Below are 19,443 nucleotides of genomic sequence, written 5' to 3'. Positions count from 1 at the left end.
CTAGGGCGTGCGGTGATCAGTGCCCGCGCTCTATACGGTCAACCGCGTCCCGGACCGTCTGAAGGAGTTCCGCCTCCTCGCAGGGCGGCCTGCCGCCCCGTTCGTACAGCTCCAGGTACTCCGCGAGGTCCTCGCCCAGGTCCTCGTCGGGGAGTTCCTCGGCCAGCTCCGCCCGTACCCGCTCCGCGAGGTGCTGTCTTCGGGCGTGCGCGCGGGCGTGCCGTGCGGCGGCCCGGCGGGTCCGGCCCCGCTTCAGTTCCCGCTTCCGTTCCCGCAGAAGTCCGAACAGGCGCGGTGCCACGCCTACCCCCACGTCCCTGTCCGCATGTCCCTGCCGCCCCGCCCGCCGCGTGTCCGCCCCGCCCGCGGGGCCGTCCACCGCGACCGTACCCGGGCGCCCCCGGCGCGTACAGACCACCTCGTGCAGGCCGTTTCGTACGGGAGGACGGGCCGCCCGCCTGCCGCCGCCGTACGCCGCCGGGTCCGCGGACATGCCGGACGAGCCGCCCACCGGGCGACCCCGCCATGAGCGGCCCGCGCCCCCCGCGCACAATGAACGCGTGCCCCTTACCACAGAGCCGCAGCACCGCCGCCGCGCCGACAGCAGCCCGTACGTGGACCTGACGCGCGCGCAGTGGAGCGCGCTGCGCGAAAAGACCCCGCTGCCGCTGACCGCCGAGGAGGTCGAGCGGCTGCGCGGTCTGGGCGACGTCATCGACCTGGACGAGGTCCGGGACGTCTACCTCCCGCTGTCCCGGCTGCTGAACCTCTACGTCGGCGCGACCAGCAATCTGCGCGGCGCGCTGAACACCTTCCTCGGCGACACCGGGGACGCGCACGGCCCGCAGCCCGGCACACCCTTCGTCATAGGGGTCGCGGGCAGCGTCGCGGTCGGCAAGTCCACCACCGCCCGGCTCCTCCAGGCGCTGCTGGCCCGCTGGCCCGAACACCCGCGCGTCGAGCTGGTCACCACCGACGGCTTCCTGTACCCCAACGCCGAACTGCACAAGCGTGGCCTGATGTCGCGCAAGGGCTTCCCGGAGTCCTACGACCGCAGGGCGCTGACCCGGTTCGTCGCCGATGTGAAGGCGGGCCGGGAGGAGGTGACCGCGCCGGTCTACTCGCACCTGATCTACGACATCGTGCCGGGCGAGCGGCTGACCGTGCACCGCCCGGACATCCTGATCGTGGAGGGGCTCAACGTCCTCCAGCCGGCCCTGCCCGGCAAGGACGGCCGCACCCGGCTGGGGCTGGCCGACTTCTTCGACTTCTCGGTGTACGTGGACGCCCGCCCCGAGGACATCGAACGCTGGTACCTGGGCCGCTTCCGCAAGCTGCGCGAGACGGCCTTCCAGAACCCGTTCTCCTACTTCCGCAAGTACACCCAGGTCTCCGAGGAGGAGGCCCTGGACTACGCCCGGATGATCTGGCGCACGGTCAACAGGCCCAACCTCCAGCAGAACGTCGCCCCGACCCGTGGCCGCGCCAGCCTCGTCCTGCGCAAGGGCCCCGACCACAAGGTGCAGCGCCTCTCGCTGCGCAAGCTCTAGCGGCCCGCGGTGCGCTGACGACGCCGGACCGGACGTCCCCCTGACCCCGAGGAGTTCCACGGTGCTGCATCTGCGCCTGATCGTGCCCGCCGACCGTACCGAGGAGGTCGCGCGGCTGCTGGAGCGCACCGTCGGCACGGCACACCTCGCCGTGCTGGCCGGCGCCGCCCGCGACCCGCGCGGCGACGTGGTCCTGTGCGACGTGGCGCGGGAGGCCGCGGACGGGCTGCTGCGCGAGCTGCGGGCGCTCGGCCTGGACGAGACCGGGTCGATCGCGGTGGAGCACATCGACCTGTCGCTGTCCCGGCGCGCGGACCGGGCGGAGGAGGACGCGCCGGGCGAGGGGGTGGACGCCGTCCTGTGGGAGTCGCTGACCGAGGCGACCCACGAGGAGTCCACGCTCTCGTTCACCTATCTGGCGTTCCTGACCCTGGCCACCATGATCGCTGCCTGCGGTGTCGTGCTGGACAACGCGATCCTGATCGTGGGCGCGATGGCGGTGGGCCCGGAGTTCGGGCCGCTGGCCGGGATCTGCACGGCGCTGGTCCGGCGGGCCCCGAAGCTGGCCTGGCGCTCGCTGGTCGCCCTGTTCGTGGGCTTCGCGGTGGCGATGGTGGCCACGGCCGGATTCAGCTATCTGATGGACGCGCTGGGGCTGTTCACCAAGGCCCAGGTCAAGGCCGGCCGCCCCAACACGTCCTTCATCTGGCAGCCGGACTGGATGTCCTTCGTGGTGGCGGTGCTCGCCGGGATCGCCGGGGTGCTCTCCTTGACCTCGGCGAAGTCCGGCGCGCTGGTGGGGGTGGCGATCTCCGTGACGACGGTGCCGGCCGCCGCCAACGCCGCGGTCGCCTTCAGCTATCAGGAGTACAAGCAGGGCTGGGGTTCCACGGAGCAGCTCCTGCTCAACCTCGCCGGCATCGTGATCGCCGGCACGCTCACGCTGCTGGCCCAGAGGGCCTACTGGTCCCGGCACGAGACGGGCCCGGCCGCCGGCCGCCTGCCGGACCGCACGGGCCGGGCCTGAAACCGCGCGGAGCCGGACCCGGACGCGTACGGCGTGTGGAGCCGGACCCGGACGCGTACGGCGGTCCGGCGGGCCCGGCCGCCCACGGCTCGGCGGGCCCGGCCCCGGCCCCGGTCCGGCTACGACCGCGTACGGGAACGGCGGGCCCGGCTACGGCCTCGTACAGCCGCGTACGGCCTTGTACGGTGTACGGCCTAGCCCAGCGCCGATTTGACCACGTCCGCCAGGCGGCCGGCCACCGCGCGCGCCTGCTCCAGGTCCGCCGCCTCGACCATCACCCGTACGAGCGGCTCGGTGCCCGAGGAGCGCAGCAGCACCCGTCCGGTCTCCCCCAGCTCGCGCTCCGCGTCCGCGACCGCGGTCGTCAGCTCCGCCGAGGTCGTCACCCGCGTCTTGTCCACGTCCGGGACGTTGATGAGCACCTGCGGCAGCCGCTCCATGACGCCGGCCAGCTCCGCGAGGGGACGGCCGGTCGCAGCCACCCGGGCCGCCAGCATCAGACCGGTGAGCGTGCCGTCGCCGGTGGTGGCGTGGTCCAGGACGATGACGTGCCCGGACTGCTCGCCGCCGAGCGCGAAGCCGCCCGCCTTCATCTCCTCCAGGACGTACCGGTCGCCGACCGCGGTCCGGACGAAGGCGATGCCCGCGCGCTCCATGGCCAGCTTGAAGCCCAGGTTGGACATGACGGTGGCGACGACGGTGTTCTTGCGCAGCGTGCCGGCCTCGCGCATGCCCAGCGCCAGGACGGCCAGGATCTGGTCGCCGTCGATCTCGTTGCCCTCGTGGTCCACGGCCAGGCAGCGGTCCGCGTCACCGTCGTGGGCGACACCCAGGTCGGCGCCGTGCTCGACGACGGCGGCCCGCAGGTCGGCGATGTGGGTGGAGCCGCAGCCGTCGTTGATGTTCAGGCCGTCGGGGTCCGTACCGATGGTGACGACCTCGGCGCCGGCCCGGGCGAACGCCTCCGGGGAGACCCGCGCCGCCGCGCCGTGCGCGCCGTCGATGACGATCTTCAGCCCGTCCAGGCGATTGGGCAGCACGCCGACCAGGTGGGCGACGTACTTGTCGAAGCCCTCGTCGTAGTCCTTGACCCGGCCCACGCCCGCGCCGGTCGGCCGCTCCCACGGCTCACCCGCGCCGTGCGCCCGGTAGGTGCGCTCGATGCGGTCCTCCAGCTCGTCGGCGAGCTTGTGGCCGCCGCGGGCGAAGAACTTGATGCCGTTGTCCGGCATCGGGTTGTGGCTGGCGGAGAGCATCACGCCCAGGTCGGCGCCGAGCGCCCCGGTCAGGTAGGCGACGGCGGGGGTCGGCAGCACGCCCACCCGCAGCACGTCCACACCCGCGCTGGCCAGGCCCGCGACGACCGCGGCCTCCAGGAACTCCCCCGACGCTCTCGGATCACGCCCGACCACGGCCACCGGCCGGTGGCCTTCAAAGGTGCCCGCTTCCGCCAATACGTGCGCCGCGGCGACCGAGAGGCCGAGCGCGAGCTCAGCCGTCAGGTCCGCATTGGCGACGCCGCGCACCCCGTCCGTGCCGAAGAGTCGTCCCACTGGTGTCCTCCGAGTAGATGTACTTGGACCAGAGCATTGCGTCCAGGTATACGCCCCTGGCCCTGGATAGCCGAACGCCCCGGCAGCACGGGTAGGTGCCACCGGGGCGTTCGCCAAGAGCTGCGCGCGGCAGCGAGCGGCAATTAGCGCTTGCTGTACTGCGGCGCCTTGCGGGCCTTCTTCAGACCGGCCTTCTTGCGCTCGACCGCACGGTCGTCGCGCTTGAGGAAGCCGGCCTTCTTCAGCGGGCCGCGGTTGTTGTCCTCGTCCGCCTCGTTCAGCGCACGGGCCACACCCAGGCGCAGCGCACCGGCCTGGCCGGAGATGCCGCCGCCGGAGATGCGGGCGATGACGTCGTAGCGGTTGTCGAGTTCGAGCACCTTGAAGGGCTCGTTGACTTCCTGCTGGTGCACCTTGTTCGGGAAGTAGCCCTCAAGGGTGCGACCGTTGATCTTCCACTGGCCGGTGCCCGGGACGATCCGGACGCGGGCGATGGCGTTCTTGCGGCGGCCCAGGCCGGCGGCCGGCTGCGGGTCGCCGAAGCGGGAGGCGAGCGACTCGGAGGTGTACTCACCCTCCAGCGGCGCCTCGGTCTCGGTGGTGTACTCCTCGACCTCGAGCGGGGTCTCGGCGGTGGTCTCAGCCACGATTCTCCTCAGATTCTCTTCGTCTTAGGGGGTGGCCGGACTTACTGCGCGACCTGGGTGATCTCGAACGGGACCGGCTGCTGGGCAGCGTGCGGGTGCTCGGCACCCGCGTAGACCTTCAGCTTCGAGAGCATCTGACGGCCGAGGGTGTTCTTGGGGAGCATGCCCTTGATGGCCTTCTCGACGGCCTTCTCGGGGTTCTTGTCGAGAAGCTCGTCGTAGCGGACCGAGCGCAGACCACCCGGGAAACCGGAGTGGCGGTAGGCCATCTTCTGGTTCCGCTTGTTGCCGGAGAGGTGCACCTTGTCGGCGTTGATGATGATGACGAAGTCACCGGTGTCGACGTGCGGCGCGTACACCGGCTTGTGCTTGCCCCTGAGAAGGGACGCGGCCTGGGAGGCCAGACGGCCCAGGACAACGTCCTGCGCGTCAATGATGTGCCACTGGCGCTGGACATCGCCGGGCTTGGGGCTGAACGTACGCACGGTTAGCCTTCGCTTCTTCAGTGAATGGGTCCTGTACTGGGGTCTCCACGGCCGATCACACCAGCACTGGTGGCCCCCGGGTGACGCAACCCGGATACTCACCGCTGATCATCGGCCCGGTGGACCGGCGTAAGGGCCCCTCACGTGAGATAGAGCAAGCCAATACGCATAACGAACTCGCAGAATACCGGGGCACCCCCGGGCGGGTCAAAACACGCCCCGAACCGGCGTGCGATCCGGCCTCTCCCCTTACGGGGGCTCCGGGGGCTTCGCAGACCCCTCGGAGCCCGCAGGCCCCAGGGGCGCTGCCCGCACCGCTGGTGCCGCCTGCCCCGTCCGTACCGCCTGCGCCGCCCGCCGTCCGGCGCAGGTCCAGGCCACGACCGCCGCGATGGTCCACAGCATCGCGGCGTCCTTGAAAGCCCGGCGGTGCACGGACTCCACGTACGGCCAGGACACCCCGGGCACCTGGGGCACCAGAGCGATCCAGAACCACACCGTACGGGGCGCCGACCCGGGCACCACGACGGACGCCAGCAGCGGCAGCAGCACCACGAGCAGGTAGTGGTCGAAGGACGGCCGGGAGACCAGGTAGGCCGCCAGCATCAGCATCGCCGCGGTCTCCACCAGCCGCAGCGGGCCCCGGTCCCCCCGGCGCCAGCGCAGCCCGGCGCAGCCCGCCCCGGCAGCCGCCGCCACCGCGGCGATCGCGTACGCCGGGAGCCCCGGCACGCCCAGCCGGGTGAGGATCATGCCCAGCGAGGCGTCGAAGGGCCGGGCGAAGCTGTCCTGGCCGTGCAGGAGGAAGGGCAGCGTACGGGTGAGGAACAGGCCCGGCCGCGGCATCACCAGCGCGGCCAGTACGGACGCCACGACCGGCACCCCGGCCGCCACCGCCAGCGCGCGCCACTGCCGGGCGAGGACCAGCAGCAGCGCCAGCGGCACCAGCATCGGCTTGATCGCCAGCGCCGCGCCGAGCACCGCCCCCGCCGCCACCCACCGGGCGCGCAGCGCCAGCAGGAGCGCGGCCGGCAGCGCCGCCACCGAGGTCAGCGTCCAGTTTCCGAGGTTGACCACGTTGCGGAACGGCTGGAAGAACGGCAGCGCCGCCACGACCAGGACCGCCAGCCGGCTGGCCGGCGGGATCCGGAAGATCCGCAGTGCGGCCAGCCAGCCCAGCAGCACCAGCGCGACCCCCGCCGCCGGCACCAGCAGCCGCAGCGCGCCCTGCGGGAGCAGCGCTTGCGGCACCGCCGCGAGCACCGCGCTGGGCAGGTACAGGAAGCGCTTGTCGGCGTACGGCGGCCGGCCCTCCAGGAATGCCCGCGCGGCCTTGACCACGAAGGCGTTGTCCAGCCCGACCGTACGGCTGGTCCGGCAGGTCTGGACGATCACCACCAGCATCAGCCCGGCGGCCACCGCCCGCAGCGGCCAGGAGGCGCGCCGTAGCAGCCACTCCACCGCCGGGGAGCCGCCCGCGCCGGCCACCGCGAGCGCATTGTGGCATTCGCCGCTTTTGTCCGCACCTGTCATGCGGCAAGGCTAGAAGCGCCGGCCGCTACCGCTTCCTCTCGACACGGCGTTCGTCCCACACCGGCTCGGGCGCCTCCCGCACCCGTCCGTCGGACCCGAACACCAGATACCGGTCGAAGGACCGCGCGAACCACCGGTCGTGGGTCACCGCCAGCACCGTTCCCTCGTACGCCTCCAGCCCCTCCTGCAACGCCTCCGCGCTCTCCAGGTCCAGGTTGTCCGTCGGCTCGTCCAGCAGCAGCGCGGTGGCGCCCGTCAGCTCCAGCAGCAGGATCTGGAAGCGCGCCTGCTGCCCGCCGGAGAGCCGCTCGAAGCGCTGCTCGGCCTGGCGCTCCAGCTCGTAGCGGCGCAGCGCGCTCATCGCCTTGCCGCGATCCTTGGCGTGTTCCTTCCACAGGATGTCCAGAAGTGTGCGCCCCTCCAGTTCCGGATGAGCATGCGTTTGCGCGAAATGACCGGGCACGACGCGCGCACCCAGCTTCCAGACACCCGTATGCGCCACCGGATGCTCGGGATCCCCCGCCAGAAGCCGCAGGAAGTGCGACTTGCCCGAGCCGTTGGACCCCAGCACCGCGACCCGCTCGCCGTAGAAGACCTCCAGGTCGAACGGCTTCATCAGCCCGGTCAGCTCAAGGTTCTCGCAGGTCACGGCCCGTACGCCGGTACGGCCCCCGCGCAGCCGCATGCTGATCTCCTGCTCGCGCGGCGGCTCCTGCGGCGGCCCGGCCTCCTCGAACTTGCGCAGCCGGGTCTGGGCGGCCTGGTAGCGCGAGGCCATGCCGTCGTTGAAGGCGGCCTTCTGCTTGAGCGTGTGCACGAGCTGCCTGAGCTTGGCGTGCTCCTCGTCCCAGCGCCGCCGCAGCTCCTCGAAGCGGGCGAAGCGCTCCTTACGGGCCTGGTGGTACGTGCCGAAGCCGCCGCCGTGCACCCATACGTCCGACCCGGCGGGCCCCGGCTCCACGCTGACGATCTTCTCCGCGGAGCGGGCCAGCAGCTCCCGGTCGTGGGAGACGAACAGCACCGTCTTCTTCGTCTCGCGCAGCCGCTCCTCCAGCCAGCGCTTGCCCGGTACGTCCAGATAGTTGTCCGGCTCGTCCAGCAGCAGCACCTCGTCACCGCCGCGCAGCAGCGCCTCCAGGACCAGCCGTTTCTGCTCGCCGCCGCTGAGGGTGCGCACCTGGCGCCACTGTGCCTTCTCGTACGGGACGCCCAGCGCGGCCGTCGTGCACATGTCCCAGACCGTCTCGGCCTCGTACCCGCGTGCCTCGGCCCAGTCGCTCAGCGCCTGCGCGTACGCCATCTGCGCGGCCTCGTCGTCCGATGTCATGACCGCGTGCTCGGCCGCGTCCACGGCCGCCGCGGCTTCTCTGATCCGCGGCTGCGCCACTGAGACCAGCAGGTCCCGTACGGTCCGCTCATCCCTCCCCCGTAGCCCGGAAGGCACGGGAGGTGCCCCCATCGACCCCACGAACTGCGGCATCACCCCGAGGCCGCCGCTGACGGTCACCGTCCCGCCGTGCGGCTTGAGCTCCCCCGAGATCAGCCGCAGCAGCGTCGTCTTGCCCGCGCCGTTGGCCCCCACCAGCGCGACCGAGGCGCCCTCGCCGACGCGGAACGACACATCGTTCAACAGCACCCGCCCGTCCGGCAGGAAGTACTCCAGATGTCCGGCCTCCACGTGTCCCATGGACCGGATTGTCACCGCCCGCCGCCCGCTCGACCAACCGGTTTAGGATGCGCGGCATGAGCTTTGGGCAAGGCGGGCCGCTGGGCCCCGGGGGAACCGACCCCACGACTCCCGACTGGGACGCGCTGGCCGACGAGAGCCGGGTGCGGGCCCGCCGCAAGCGCTGGCTGTACATAGGCGGCGGGGCGCTGGCGACGCTGGCGGTGGGCGGCATCGTCGCCACCGCGGTGATCACCAGCGGCGGCAAGGCGGACGACAAGCCGACCGCGCTGCCCTCCGCCCCGACGCTGCCCGCGCAGCCGCCCGCCCCCAAGCCGTCCTTCTCCGACGTCTCGGTCCCGCCCCCGCCCAACCCCCGGGACTACATCACCGATCCCAAGAAGGACAAGGCGCCGCTGACCGTCGCGACCCTCTTCCCCGGCAACACCATGGTCATCGGCAAGCGCTCCTACCCCCGTACGGCAGCCACCGCCACCAACGACTGCACCGCCGCAACGACAGGCGCCCTGGGCTCCCTGCTGTCCCACAACGGCTGCAAGCAGGTGCTGCGTGCCACCTACACCAAGGACGGCGTGGCGGTCACCGTCGGCGTGGCGCTGATGAAGTCCAAGGCCGCCGCGGCCAAGGTCGTCAAGGACGCCCAGCCCGGCCTCGCCCCGCTCGCCGGGGGCGCCGCGGGCTCCTTCTGCCACGGCACCGCCTGCCGGCAGTCATACAACTCCGTCGGCCGCTACGCCTACTTCACGATCGCCGGCTACACCAACGGCAAGCCGGTCGTGCCGAGCGAGACCCAGGCGCAGCGGATCAGCCGGGACGGCGCCACGTACGTCTTCAACCGCATCCTTCAGCGCGGTACGGACCAGGCCGCCAAGGCCGCCGCGGCCCAGTCCTGAGGCGACACGGGGCCACGGCCCGGTCCTGGCGTCCCGGCGTTCCTGACGTCCTGACACGGCCGGGCCGGGGACAGCCCCGGCCCGTCCCCCTCAGCAGCAACCGCGGCCCGGCAGCGTCCGCTTGTTGCGGGCTTCCTGGTTACGGGCCATGAGCAGCTCGTCCGCCGGGTAGCCGACCTCCTCCAGGGTCAGCCCGTGCGGCCGTACGACGTGCACCGCCGAGTCCCGTACCCCGGCCGCCAGCACCTTCCCCGGCCACTCCACCGGCCGGTGCCCGTCCCCCACGAACAGCAGCGCGCCCACCAGCGAGCGCACCATGTTGTGGCAGAAGGCATCGGCCCGTACGGTCGCGGTCACGATCCCCTCCGCGTCCCGCACCCAGCTCAGCTCCTGGAGCGTACGGATGGTGGTGGCGCCCTCGCGCCGCTTGCAGTACGCCGCGAAGTCGTGCTCGCCCAGCAGCGGCTGCGAGGCGGCGTTCATCGCCTCGACGTCCAGCTCCCAGTCGTGCCACAGCACGTGCCCGCGCAGCAGCGGGTCCACGCCGCCCGGGTGGTCGGTGACCCGGTAGGCGTACCGGCGCCAGACCGCCGAGAAGCGGGCGTTGAACCCGTACGGGGCCGGGGCCAGCCGCCACACCCGTACGTCCTTGGGCAGCCGCCCGGCCAGCCGGCGCAGCAGCCGCTCGCCGTGCGCCTCCCAGACCTCCTGCGGCAGGTCCACGTGCGCCACCTGTCCGCGCGCGTGCACACCGGCGTCCGTCCGCCCGGCCACGGTCAGCTCGTACGTACGGCCGGACCGGGTCACCGTGCGCAGCGCGTCCTCCAGCTCGCCCTGGACGGTCCGCCGCTGGTGCTGCTTGGCCCAGCCCGAGAAGTCCTTGCCGTCGTAGGAAAGATCCAGCCGCACCCGTACGTAACCGGGCTCCACCTCATCGCTCACGCGCTGATCCTCTCAAAGCACAAAACCCCGCAGCACGAACTCGGAGCACAAAGCGGTGCGGGCCCGCTCCCCCGAGAGGGAACGGGCCCGCACCGAGCCCCGGTCACCTGTGTCAGGCGTCCTTGGACTCTTCCGCCGGCGCCTCGTCGGACTTGGCCTCGGCGGCCTCGTCCTTCTTCAGGGCGTCTTCCTTGACCGCGCGCTTGGTCGCGGCCTCGGCCTCACCGGTGGCCTGCTGGGCCACGGTCAGCGCCTCGACGAGCTCGATGACGGCCATCGGGGCGTTGTCGCCGCGACGGTTGCCGATCTTGGTGATACGGGTGTAACCGCCGGGGCGGTTCTCGTACCGGGGAGCGATCTCCGTGAAGAGCGTGTGCACGACGCTCTTGTCCGAGATCAGTTCCATGACCTGGCGGCGGTTGTGAAGGTCGCCCTTCTTCGCCTTGGTCACCAGGCGCTCCGCGTACGGACGCAGACGGCGGGCCTTGGCCTCGGTCGTCGTGATGCGGCCGTGCTCGAACAGCGAGGTCGCCAGGTTGCGCAGCATGAGACGCTCGTGCGCTGCGCTGCCGCCCAGACGGGCACCCTTGGTGGGCTTCGGCATGGTGTTTCTCCTTCATTGCTGCACCGGCCGTATCAGGTACCGGTGTCAGTTCCCACGAGGCGGCTGCCCCATGGAAGATCTTTCACGGGCCGTGGCCCGCTGAACTGTCACGACCGGGCGAACCCAGCCAATTCGAGCCCGACCAGGCACAACCCAGCCCGTCCTGGGGGCACCTCCCAGCGGTAGCTGGGGGAGTTTGAGGACGAGGCCGCAGGCCGATAAAGCCCCAGCCGGGACGGCGGGCCTGCCGAAGTCGGCCAACCCGCCGTACGGCGGCTCAGTACTGCTCGGTCTCCACGAACCCGGCATCCGCGTCATCATCGGCGCCAAAGGCGTCGGCGGCGGCGGTCGGGTCGAATCCGGGCGGGCTGTCCTTGAGGGCCAGGCCCATGCCGGCCAGCTTCGCCTTGACCTCGTCGATCGACTTCGCACCGAAGTTGCGGATGTCGAGCAGGTCGGCCTCGGAGCGCGCCACGAGCTCACCCACGGAGTGGATGCCCTCACGCTTGAGGCAGTTGTACGACCGAACGGTGAGCTCCAGCTCCTCGATCGGCAGCGCCAGGTCGGCGGCCAGGGCGGCGTCCGTGGGGGACGGGCCCATGTCGATGCCCTCGGCGTCGATGTTCAGCTCGCGGGCCAGGCCGAACAGCTCGACCAGGGTCTTGCCGGCCGACGCCATGGCGTCGCGCGGGCGCATGGCCTGCTTGGTCTCGACGTCGACGATCAGCTTGTCGAAGTCGGTGCGCTGCTCGACTCGGGTCGCCTCGACCTTGTAGGTGACCTTCAGGACCGGCGAGTAGATGGAGTCGACCGGGATACGGCCGATCTCCTGGCCGACCTGCTTGTTCTGCACGGCGGAGACGTAGCCGCGACCGCGCTCGACGGTCAGCTCCATCTCCAGCTTGCCCTTGCCGTTCAGGGTGGCCAGGACCAGGTCGGGGTTGTGCACCTCGACACCGGCCGGCGGCGCGATGTCCGCGGCGGTGACCAGGCCCGGGCCCTGCTTGCGCAGGTACATCACGACCGGCTCGTCGTGCTCGGAGGAGACGACGAGCTGCTTGATGTTCAGGATGAGGTCGGTGACGTCCTCCTTGACGCCCGGCACGGTGGTGAACTCGTGCAGGACACCGTCGATGCGGATGGACGTGACCGCCGCACCCGGGATCGAGGAGAGGAGCGTACGACGCAGGGAGTTGCCGAGGGTGTAGCCGAAGCCCGGCTCCAGCGGCTCGATCACGAACCGGGAGCGGTATTCGTCGACGACCTCTTCGGTCAGCGAGGGACGCTGAGCGATCAGCATGAGGATTTGCCTCCAGTCTTGGCACCCACTATTTGATGCCGACTAACACAAGGGTACGGGCGGTACGGCGCGAACCCGCAAGGAATCGCGCCGTACCGCCCGCGCCGTGAGCTCCGGACTACTTGGAGTAGAGCTCGACGATGAGCTGCTCCTGCACCTGGGTGTCGATCACCTGGCGCTCGGGCAGGCTGTGCACGAGGATGCGCAGCTTGGAGGGGATCGCCTCCAGCCACGCCGGGACGGTCCGCTCCCCGGCCTCCGCCTGAGCCACCTGGAAGGGGGTCAGGTTACGGGAGGACTCGCGCACCTCGATGATGTCGTTCACGGACACACGGGCCGACGGGATGTCGGTCTTGCGGCCGTTCACGGTGATGTGTCCGTGACGGACGAGCTGACGGGCGTGATCGCGGGACTTGGCGAAGCCGGCCCGGTAGATCACGTTGTCCAGACGGGTCTCCAGGATGCGCAGAAGGTTCTCACCGGTCTTGCCGGTCTTCTGGTTCGCTTCCTTGTAGTACCCGACGAACTGCCTCTCCAGGACACCGTAGATACGGCTGCACTTCTGCTTCTCACGAAGCTGAAGGAGGTACTCGCTGTCCTTGGTGCGCCCGCGTCCGTGCTCACCCGGGGGGTAAGGACGGATCTCGATCGGGCACTTCGCGCTCTCGCACTTGCTCCCCTTGAGGAAGAGCTTCTGCTTCTCCCGACGGCAACGCTTGCAGTCGGCCCCGGTGTAACGCGCCATATTGTTTTGTCTCCTACTTCAGCTCGTCAGACGCGGCGGCGCTTGGGCGGGCGGCATCCGTTGTGCGGGGTGGGGGTGACGTCCTGGATCGAACCCACCTCCAGGCCGGTGGCCTGGAGCGAGCGGATCGCGGTCTCACGGCCGGAGCCGGGACCCTTGACGAAGACGTCCACCTTGCGCATGCCGTGCTCCTGCGCGCGGCGGGCGGCCGACTCGGCGGCCATCTGCGCGGCGAAGGGGGTCGACTTGCGAGAGCCCTTGAAGCCGACGTGGCCGGCCGAGGCCCAAGAGATCACGTTGCCCGTGGGGTCGGTGATCGAAACGATGGTGTTGTTGAACGTGCTCTTGATGTGAGCGTGCCCGTGGGCGACGTTCTTCTTCTCCTTGCGGCGCACCTTCTTGGCGCCGGCCGTACGGCCCTTCGGAGGCATGTATTACTCCCGTGGAGGTGGTCGGTCCTACTACTCGGACCGCGATGACCTGCGACGTCCGGAAATCCCGGCCGGCCGCAGTGCGTCCGGTGAGGACTACTTCTTGCCCGGCTTCTTCTTGCCGGCGATCGCGCGACGCGGGCCCTTGCGGGTACGCGCGTTCGTGCTGGTGCGCTGACCGTGCACCGGCAGACCGCGACGGTGACGCAGACCCTGGTAGCAGCCGATCTCGACCTTGCGGCGGATGTCGGCCTGGATCTCACGACGGAGGTCACCCTCGGTCTTGAGGTTGGCGTCCACGTACTCGCGGATCTTGACCAGGTCCTCTTCGGCCAGGTCACGAACGCGGGTGTTCGGGTTCACACCGGTCGCGGCGAGGGTCTCCTTCGCCAGGGTGCGGCCGATGCCGAAAACGTAGGTGAGGGCAACCTCCACGCGCTTTTCGCGCGGGATGTCGACACCTGAAACGCGTGCCATTCAATGGCTCCTGTTGGTGTTCGGAGGTCTTCCGCAGAGCCGTTCCCGGACGTCCGCGTGCCGCACGGCACCGGATGCACCCGGGTCCCCGGCCCCCGCCGGAGGTGTCGCCGACCGTGGCCGGCGGGCGCTGCGTATGTACATGTTTGCTTGCGTCGCGCGAAGAACTGCGAGGTGCAGGTCGGCGTGCGTCAGCCCTGGCGCTGCTTGTGGCGCAGGTTGTCGCAGATGACCATGACCCGGCCGTGACGGCGGATCACCTTGCACTTGTCGCAGATCTTCTTGACGCTCGGCTTGACCTTCATGGGATGTGAGGTTCTCCGGGTCAGTGCCAGCACCCCACGGGAGGGGTGAGGGCAAGATCTACTTGTACCGGTAGACGATCCGGCCACGCGTCAGGTCGTAAGGAGACAGCTCCACGACGACCCGGTCATCCGGGAGGATACGGATGTAGTGCATCCGCATCTTGCCACTGATGTGCGCGAGGACCTTGTGACCGTTCTGGAGCTCCACCTTGAACATCGCGTTCGGCAGAGACTCGATCACGGTGCCCTCGATCTCGATGGCACCTTGCTTCTTGGCCACGCTTCGCCTTTCGAATCGGCTACCTTGATCGACTGTCGCCCGATCCCCACGCCACTGGCGCGGGCATACGGATGCACGAGAGCCGACGCGTCAGTCTACGTCAGTGCTCCCGAAAAGACGAATCCACGATTATTGCCCACGAGGGGTGATCGTTACGCCAGCGGGTCCGGTGCGGTTTCCACGCCGTACTCGGCGAGCTTGGCCCGGCCGCCGTCCACGGCCGTCAGCACCAGCGGGCCGTCCTCGGTCAGCGCCACCGAGTGCTCCCAGTGCGAGGACCAGCCGCCGTCGTTGGACTTGACCGTCCAGTCGTCCTCCAGGACGTGGGTCTTGCCCGTACCGAGGTTGATCATGGGTTCGATCGCGATGCAGAAGCCCGGCACCAGCCTGGGCCCCCGGCCGCGCTTGCGGTCCACGTAGTTCAGCAGGTGCGGGTCCATGTGCATCTGCGAGCCGATGCCGTGGCCGCCGTAGTCCTCGACGATGCCGTACCTGCTGCCCGCCGGGCGGGGCTGGCGGCGGATGTAGCCCTCGATGGCCTTGGAGATGTCCACCAGGCGGTTGCCCTTGCGGACCGCGGCGATGCCGGCCCACATCGACTCCTCGGTCACCCGGCTCAGCTCGACCAGCTCCGGAGCGTGACCACTGCCCACGAAAGCCGTGTACGCGGCGTCACCGTGCCAGCCGTCGACGATCGCACCGCAGTCGATGGAGATGATGTCCCCGTCCTTCAGGACGGTGCTGGTGTCCGGGATGCCGTGGACGACGACGTCGTTCACGGACGTGCAGATCGTCGCGGGGAAGCCGCCGTACCCCAGGAAGTTGGACTTCGCGCCGTGCTCGGCGAGCACCTTGCGCGCCACGTCGTCCAGGTCCTTGGTGGTGGCGCCCGGTACGGCCGCCTCACGGGTGGCGGCGTGGATGGCGGCGACGACCAGCCCCGCCTCGCGCATCTTCGCGATCTGCTCCGGGGTCTTGATCTCCACCATGGCGGCTGACGCCCTTCCGGTCCGGCTGCTGCTTCTACTACGGATCTTCGTACCCGGCTACGGGCCGCGTACGTCCCTACACCATACGGCCGCGGCACCCCGAGGGGGCGCCGCGGCCGTATGCGCGGTTCTTGGTGGTCCGCCGACGCCTACTCGTCGCGGCCCAGGGCCGCCATGGCGCGCCGGGTGACCTCTTCGACCTCACCGAGCGCCGGGATCGTCACGACCAGGTCCTGCGCCTTGTAGTAGTCGATGATCGGCTCGGTCTCCGTGTGGTAGACCTCCAGGCGCTTGCGCACCGTGTCCTCACGGTCGTCGTCGCGCTGGTACAGCTCGCCGCCGCACACGTCGCACACGCCCTCACGGGCCGGCTTCTTGTACTCGACGTGGAAGACGTGCGAGGAGTCGCTGCGGCAGATCCGGCGGCCGGCGATCCGCTTGACGACCTCGTCCTCGGGGACCTCCAGGTCCAGGACGGCGTCCAGCGTGATGCCCTTGTCCTTCAGGTAGCCGTCCAGCGCCTCGGCCTGCTTGAGGTTGCGCGGGAAGCCGTCCAGCAGGAAACCGCCCTCGGCGTCCGGCTGGGAGATACGGTCCTCGGCCATGCCGATGGTGACCTCGTCCGGGACCAGGTTGCCGGCGTCCATGTAGGACTTCGCCTTGACGCCCAGCGGCGTGCCCTGGCTGATGTTCGCGCGGAAAAGGTCCCCCGTGGAGACGTGCGGGATCGCGAGGTTCTTGGCAAGGTACGCGGCCTGCGTACCCTTGCCGGCCCCCGGGGGCCCGACGAGGACGATTCGCATCAGCGGAGGAACCCTTCGTAGTTGCGCTGCTGGAGCTGGCTCTCGATCTGCTTCACGGTCTCCAGACCCACACCCACGATGATCAGGATGCTCGTCCCGCCGAACGGGAAGTTCTGGTTGGCCTTGAACAGCACCAACGCCACTGTTGGCACAAGCGCGATCAGACCCAGGTACAGCGAGCCCGGCCACGTGATCCGGTTGAGCACGTAGCTGAGGTACTCGGCCGTGGGGCGACCAGCCCGGATGCCCGGGATGAAGCCACCATACTTCTTCATGTTGTCGGCAACTTCTTCGGGGTTGAAGGAGATGGCGACGTAGAAGAACGCGAAGAAGACGATCAGCAGGAAGTACGTGACGATGTAGACCGGGTGGTCGCCCTTGGTGAAGTTCGCGGCGATCCAGGTCGCCCAGGCGGCCTTGGACCCGCTGAACTGGGCCACCAGCGCCGGGATGTACAGCAGGGACGAGGCGAAGATGACCGGGATGACGCCCGCCTGGTTCACCTTCAGCGGGATGTACGTGGACGTGCCGCCGTAAGAACGCCGTCCGATCATGCGCTTGGCGTACTGGACCGGGATGCGCCGCTGCGCCTGCTCGACGAAGACCACCAGGGCCACCATCGCCAGGCCCACCACGATGACCGAGAAGAACTCGATCCAGCCGTCGGCCAGCTTGCCGGACAGCTTGATGCCCCACAGCGCGGAGGGGAACCCGGAGGCGATGCCGACGAACATCAGGATCGACATGCCGTTGCCGATGCCGCGGTCGGTGATCAGCTCACCGAGCCACATGACCATGGCCGTACCGGTGGTCATCGTGATGACCATCGTGATGGTCGTGAAGATGGAGTCGCTGGGGACGATCTCGGAGGCCTGCGGGCAGTTCTGGAAGATCGCACCGCTGCGGGCGGTCGCCACCAGGCCGGTCCCCTGGAGGACCGCGAGTGCCACGGTCAGGTACCGGGTGTACTGGGTGATCTTGGCCTGGCCGGTCTGCCCCTCCTTCTTCAGGGCTTCCAGCCGGGGGATCACCACCGTCAGGAGCTGGAGGATGATGCTCGCCGTGATGTACGGCATGATCCCCAGGGCGAAGATCGTGATCTGGAGCAGCGCGCCGCCGCTGAACATGTTCACCAGGCCGAAGAGCCCGCTGTTGGCGCCCGCCTGCTTCATACAGGCGTCGACGGCCGCGTAACTCACTCCGGGAACCGGGACGTGCGCCCCGACCCGGTACAGGAGCACGATGCCCAACGTGAACAGCAGCTTCTTGCGCAGGTCGGGCGTCTTGAACGCTCGGGCGAACGCGGTGAGCACGGTGCCTCCTGCGCCTCCCGCGTTACGTGCGAGAGGTGACGGTCTTGAGGATCGACGAATACAAAGGGGCCAAAAACCGCGCAGACACAGCCCACGCGGAAATTAACAGTGCACGCCACCTTACCGGCGACCATGCCCCCCTTGGAACGACCAACCGGGGATGCCCCAATCAGTGGGCATCCCCGGTCAGTTGAATCACTGAGCTCAGATGAGCTCGGTCACGCTGCCGCCGGCGGCAGCGATCTTCTCCTTGGCGGAGGCGGAGACGGAGTCCACCGTCACCTGCAGCGCCACGGAGATCTCGCCCTGGCCCAGGACCTTGACGAGCTCGTTCTTGCGCACCGCGCCCTTGGCGACCAGGTCGGCCACCGTGACCTCGCCACCCTGCGGGAACAGCGCGGCCAGCTTGTCCAGGTTCACGACCTGGAACTGCTTGTGGGCGGGGTTCTTGAAGCCCTTCAGCTTCGGGAGGCGCATGTGGAGGGGCATCTGCCCACCCTCGAAGCGCTCCGGAACCTGGTAACGGGCCTTGGTGCCCTTGGTACCACGACCTGCGGTCTTACCCTTGGACGCCTCACCACGACCCACACGGGTCTTGGCGGTCTTGGCGCCCGGGGCAGGACGGAGGTTGTGGACCTTCAGCGGGTTGGTCTCCGCCATGTCAGTCGACCTCCTCGACCGTCACGAGGTGGCGGACGGTGTGCACCATTCCGCGGAACTCGGGGCGGTCCTCCTTGACAACCACGTCGTTGAGCCGCTTGAGGCCCAGCGAACGGAGGGTGTCGCGGTGGTTCTGCTTGCTGCCGATGTAGGACTTCGTCTGCGTGATCTTCAGGCGCGCCATTATGCGGTCACCCCAGCACGCGCCCGCAGCAGAGCGGCGGGAGCAACGTCCTCCAGCGGCAGGCCGCGGCGGGCGGCGATCTCCTCGGGACGCTGAAGTCCCTGGAGCGCCTCCACCGTGGCGTGCACGATGTTGATCGGGTTGGACGAGCCGAGCGACTTGCTCAGCACGTCGTGGATGCCCGCGCACTCCAGGACGGCGCGCACCGGGCCACCGGCGATCACACCGGTACCGGGGGAAGCCGGCTTGAGCAGGACGACGCCCGCAGCCTTCTCACCCTGGATGGGGTGGGGGATGGTGCCGGCGATACGCGGGACCTTGAAGAAGTGCTTCTTGGCCTCCTCCACACCCTTGGCGATGGCGGCCGGCACCTCCTTGGCCTTGCCGTAACCGACACCGACGGTGCCGTCACCGTCGCCCACCACGACCAGCGCGGTGAAGCTGAAGCGACGACCACCCTTCACAACCTTGGCGACGCGGTTGATTGCGACAACACGCTCGACGTAGGCGGTCTTCTCGGCAGCAGCGCCGCCGTCCCGCCGGTCCTTACGGTCCCGCCGCTCGCCGCCACCGGCACCGCTCCCGCGGCGCTGGGGTCCAGCCATTGGAATTACCTCTCTCTGTTACGTCCGCTAGCTACGGAACCGGGGCTTAGAACTTCAGCCCGGCTTCGCGGGCGGCGTCGGCCAGAGCGGCAATCCGCCCGGCGTACTGGTTGCCACCACGGTCGAACACGACGGCCTCGACACCGGCGGCCTTGGCACGCTCGGCAACCAGGGCGCCGACCTGCTTGGCCTGGGCGCTCTTGTCGCCCTCGGCACCGCGGATCGACGTGTCCAGGGTCGACGCCGAGGCCAGCGTGTGGCCCGCGATGTCGTCGATGACCTGCGCCACCATGTGGCGGTTGGACCGCGTCACGACCAGACGCGGACGCTCCGGCGTACCCGAAATCCGCTTGCGGATGCGGATGTGGCGCCGCTTGAGGGCGGCACCCTTGCGGGCGTTACCCTTCGCGATCTTCACACCGTATGCCAT

24 protein-coding genes are annotated in these 19,443 nt (G+C 69.6%); 3 read left to right on the top strand and 21 right to left on the bottom strand.

Going from position 1 to position 19,443, the window contains the following annotated elements:
- Positions 1-16: 16 nt before the first annotated feature.
- On the bottom strand, positions 17-301 hold the full coding sequence (locus KGS77_RS19730) for a hypothetical protein (protein ID WP_242583667.1): 285 nt from the start codon (positions 299-301) through the stop codon (positions 17-19).
- Between the two features lie 259 nt (positions 302-560).
- Between KGS77_RS19730 and coaA the strand changes: the two genes are divergently transcribed.
- Both coaA and KGS77_RS19720 read left to right on the top strand, forming a co-directional pair.
- The gene (gene coaA, locus KGS77_RS19725) at positions 561-1,550 is read left to right on the top strand and encodes a type I pantothenate kinase (protein ID WP_242583665.1); all 990 of its coding nucleotides are present in this window, start codon (positions 561-563) and stop codon (positions 1,548-1,550) included.
- A gap of 61 nt (positions 1,551-1,611) precedes the next feature.
- Entirely contained in the window at positions 1,612-2,577 is a 966-nt protein-coding gene (locus KGS77_RS19720) for a DUF389 domain-containing protein (protein WP_242583663.1), read from the top strand.
- A 194-nt stretch (positions 2,578-2,771) separates the two neighbouring features.
- Here KGS77_RS19720 and glmM read toward each other — a convergent pair whose 3' ends face one another.
- From glmM to KGS77_RS19695, 5 genes are all read right to left on the bottom strand, one after another.
- On the bottom strand, positions 2,772-4,130 hold the full coding sequence (glmM, locus tag KGS77_RS19715; RefSeq protein ID WP_242583661.1) for a phosphoglucosamine mutase: 1,359 nt from the start codon (positions 4,128-4,130) through the stop codon (positions 2,772-2,774).
- Positions 4,131-4,273: 143 nt separating this feature from the next.
- Positions 4,274-4,777, bottom strand: coding sequence for a 30S ribosomal protein S9 (gene rpsI / locus KGS77_RS19710; protein WP_242583660.1), 504 nt, complete (start codon positions 4,775-4,777; stop codon positions 4,274-4,276).
- 41 nt (positions 4,778-4,818) lie between these two features.
- Positions 4,819-5,262, bottom strand: coding sequence for a 50S ribosomal protein L13 (rplM, locus tag KGS77_RS19705; RefSeq protein WP_242583658.1), 444 nt, complete (start codon positions 5,260-5,262; stop codon positions 4,819-4,821).
- Positions 5,263-5,511: 249 nt separating this feature from the next.
- Complete coding sequence (locus KGS77_RS19700; protein ID WP_242583656.1) at positions 5,512-6,795, bottom strand: glycosyltransferase 87 family protein; 1,284 nt, start codon at positions 6,793-6,795, stop codon at positions 5,512-5,514.
- A gap of 25 nt (positions 6,796-6,820) precedes the next feature.
- Complete coding sequence (locus tag KGS77_RS19695; protein ID WP_242583654.1) at positions 6,821-8,482, bottom strand: ATP-binding cassette domain-containing protein; 1,662 nt, start codon at positions 8,480-8,482, stop codon at positions 6,821-6,823.
- 56 nt (positions 8,483-8,538) lie between these two features.
- On the opposite strand from KGS77_RS19695, the gene KGS77_RS19690 reads away from it, so the two are divergent.
- Positions 8,539-9,375, top strand: a complete 837-nt coding sequence (locus KGS77_RS19690) for a hypothetical protein (RefSeq protein ID WP_242583652.1) — start codon at positions 8,539-8,541, stop codon at positions 9,373-9,375.
- Positions 9,376-9,465: 90 nt separating this feature from the next.
- On the opposite strand, the gene truA is transcribed toward KGS77_RS19690, so the two are convergent.
- The 15 genes from truA to rplR form a co-directional block, all read right to left on the bottom strand.
- Positions 9,466-10,317, bottom strand: coding sequence for a tRNA pseudouridine(38-40) synthase TruA (truA, locus tag KGS77_RS19685; RefSeq protein ID WP_242583650.1), 852 nt, complete (start codon positions 10,315-10,317; stop codon positions 9,466-9,468).
- Positions 10,318-10,429: 112 nt separating this feature from the next.
- Positions 10,430-10,921: a 50S ribosomal protein L17 gene (gene rplQ / locus KGS77_RS19680; RefSeq protein ID WP_242583648.1), complete on the bottom strand. Its 492-nt coding sequence runs from the start codon at positions 10,919-10,921 to the stop codon at positions 10,430-10,432.
- Positions 10,922-11,198: 277 nt separating this feature from the next.
- A complete protein-coding gene (locus KGS77_RS19675) occupies positions 11,199-12,221 on the bottom strand; it encodes a DNA-directed RNA polymerase subunit alpha (protein ID WP_003956430.1) in 1,023 nt (340 codons plus the stop codon).
- A 118-nt stretch (positions 12,222-12,339) separates the two neighbouring features.
- The gene (gene rpsD, locus KGS77_RS19670) at positions 12,340-12,966 is read right to left on the bottom strand and encodes a 30S ribosomal protein S4 (RefSeq protein ID WP_242583646.1); all 627 of its coding nucleotides are present in this window, start codon (positions 12,964-12,966) and stop codon (positions 12,340-12,342) included.
- 26 nt (positions 12,967-12,992) lie between these two features.
- A complete protein-coding gene (gene rpsK / locus KGS77_RS19665; protein WP_004571845.1) occupies positions 12,993-13,397 on the bottom strand; it encodes a 30S ribosomal protein S11 in 405 nt (134 codons plus the stop codon).
- Positions 13,398-13,493: 96 nt separating this feature from the next.
- Entirely contained in the window at positions 13,494-13,874 is a 381-nt protein-coding gene (gene rpsM / locus KGS77_RS19660; protein ID WP_242583644.1) for a 30S ribosomal protein S13, read from the bottom strand.
- A 191-nt stretch (positions 13,875-14,065) separates the two neighbouring features.
- Complete coding sequence (gene rpmJ / locus KGS77_RS19655; RefSeq protein WP_003956441.1) at positions 14,066-14,179, bottom strand: 50S ribosomal protein L36; 114 nt, start codon at positions 14,177-14,179, stop codon at positions 14,066-14,068.
- A 58-nt stretch (positions 14,180-14,237) separates the two neighbouring features.
- Positions 14,238-14,459, bottom strand: a complete 222-nt coding sequence (gene infA, locus KGS77_RS19650) for a translation initiation factor IF-1 (protein WP_003956442.1) — start codon at positions 14,457-14,459, stop codon at positions 14,238-14,240.
- A gap of 152 nt (positions 14,460-14,611) precedes the next feature.
- The gene (map, locus tag KGS77_RS19645; protein ID WP_242583642.1) at positions 14,612-15,448 is read right to left on the bottom strand and encodes a type I methionyl aminopeptidase; all 837 of its coding nucleotides are present in this window, start codon (positions 15,446-15,448) and stop codon (positions 14,612-14,614) included.
- Between the two features lie 149 nt (positions 15,449-15,597).
- On the bottom strand, positions 15,598-16,251 hold the full coding sequence (locus KGS77_RS19640) for an adenylate kinase (protein ID WP_242583640.1): 654 nt from the start codon (positions 16,249-16,251) through the stop codon (positions 15,598-15,600).
- Complete coding sequence (gene secY / locus KGS77_RS19635; protein ID WP_242583638.1) at positions 16,251-17,564, bottom strand: preprotein translocase subunit SecY; 1,314 nt, start codon at positions 17,562-17,564, stop codon at positions 16,251-16,253. The genes KGS77_RS19640 and secY overlap by 1 nt, the downstream gene beginning before the upstream one ends.
- A gap of 204 nt (positions 17,565-17,768) precedes the next feature.
- Positions 17,769-18,224, bottom strand: a complete 456-nt coding sequence (rplO, locus tag KGS77_RS19630; protein WP_242583636.1) for a 50S ribosomal protein L15 — start codon at positions 18,222-18,224, stop codon at positions 17,769-17,771.
- Between the two features lies 1 nt (position 18,225).
- Positions 18,226-18,408 carry a 50S ribosomal protein L30 gene (gene rpmD, locus KGS77_RS19625; RefSeq protein WP_005313525.1) on the bottom strand — a complete coding sequence of 61 codons (183 nt, stop codon included), beginning with the start codon at positions 18,406-18,408 and terminating at the stop codon, positions 18,226-18,228.
- The gene (rpsE, locus tag KGS77_RS19620; RefSeq protein WP_242583634.1) at positions 18,408-19,013 is read right to left on the bottom strand and encodes a 30S ribosomal protein S5; all 606 of its coding nucleotides are present in this window, start codon (positions 19,011-19,013) and stop codon (positions 18,408-18,410) included. The genes rpmD and rpsE overlap by 1 nt, the downstream gene beginning before the upstream one ends.
- A gap of 46 nt (positions 19,014-19,059) precedes the next feature.
- Positions 19,060-19,443 (bottom strand): 50S ribosomal protein L18, encoded by a 384-nt coding sequence (rplR, locus tag KGS77_RS19615; protein ID WP_242583632.1) that lies wholly within the window; start codon positions 19,441-19,443, stop codon positions 19,060-19,062.

The organism is Streptomyces sp. MST-110588, assembly GCF_022695595.1.
In the GTDB taxonomy this organism is placed as follows: Bacteria; Actinomycetota; Actinomycetes; order Streptomycetales; family Streptomycetaceae; genus Streptomyces.
The sequence above is the reverse complement of the archived record's forward strand: the minus strand, read 5'-3'. Positions and strand labels throughout refer to the sequence as shown.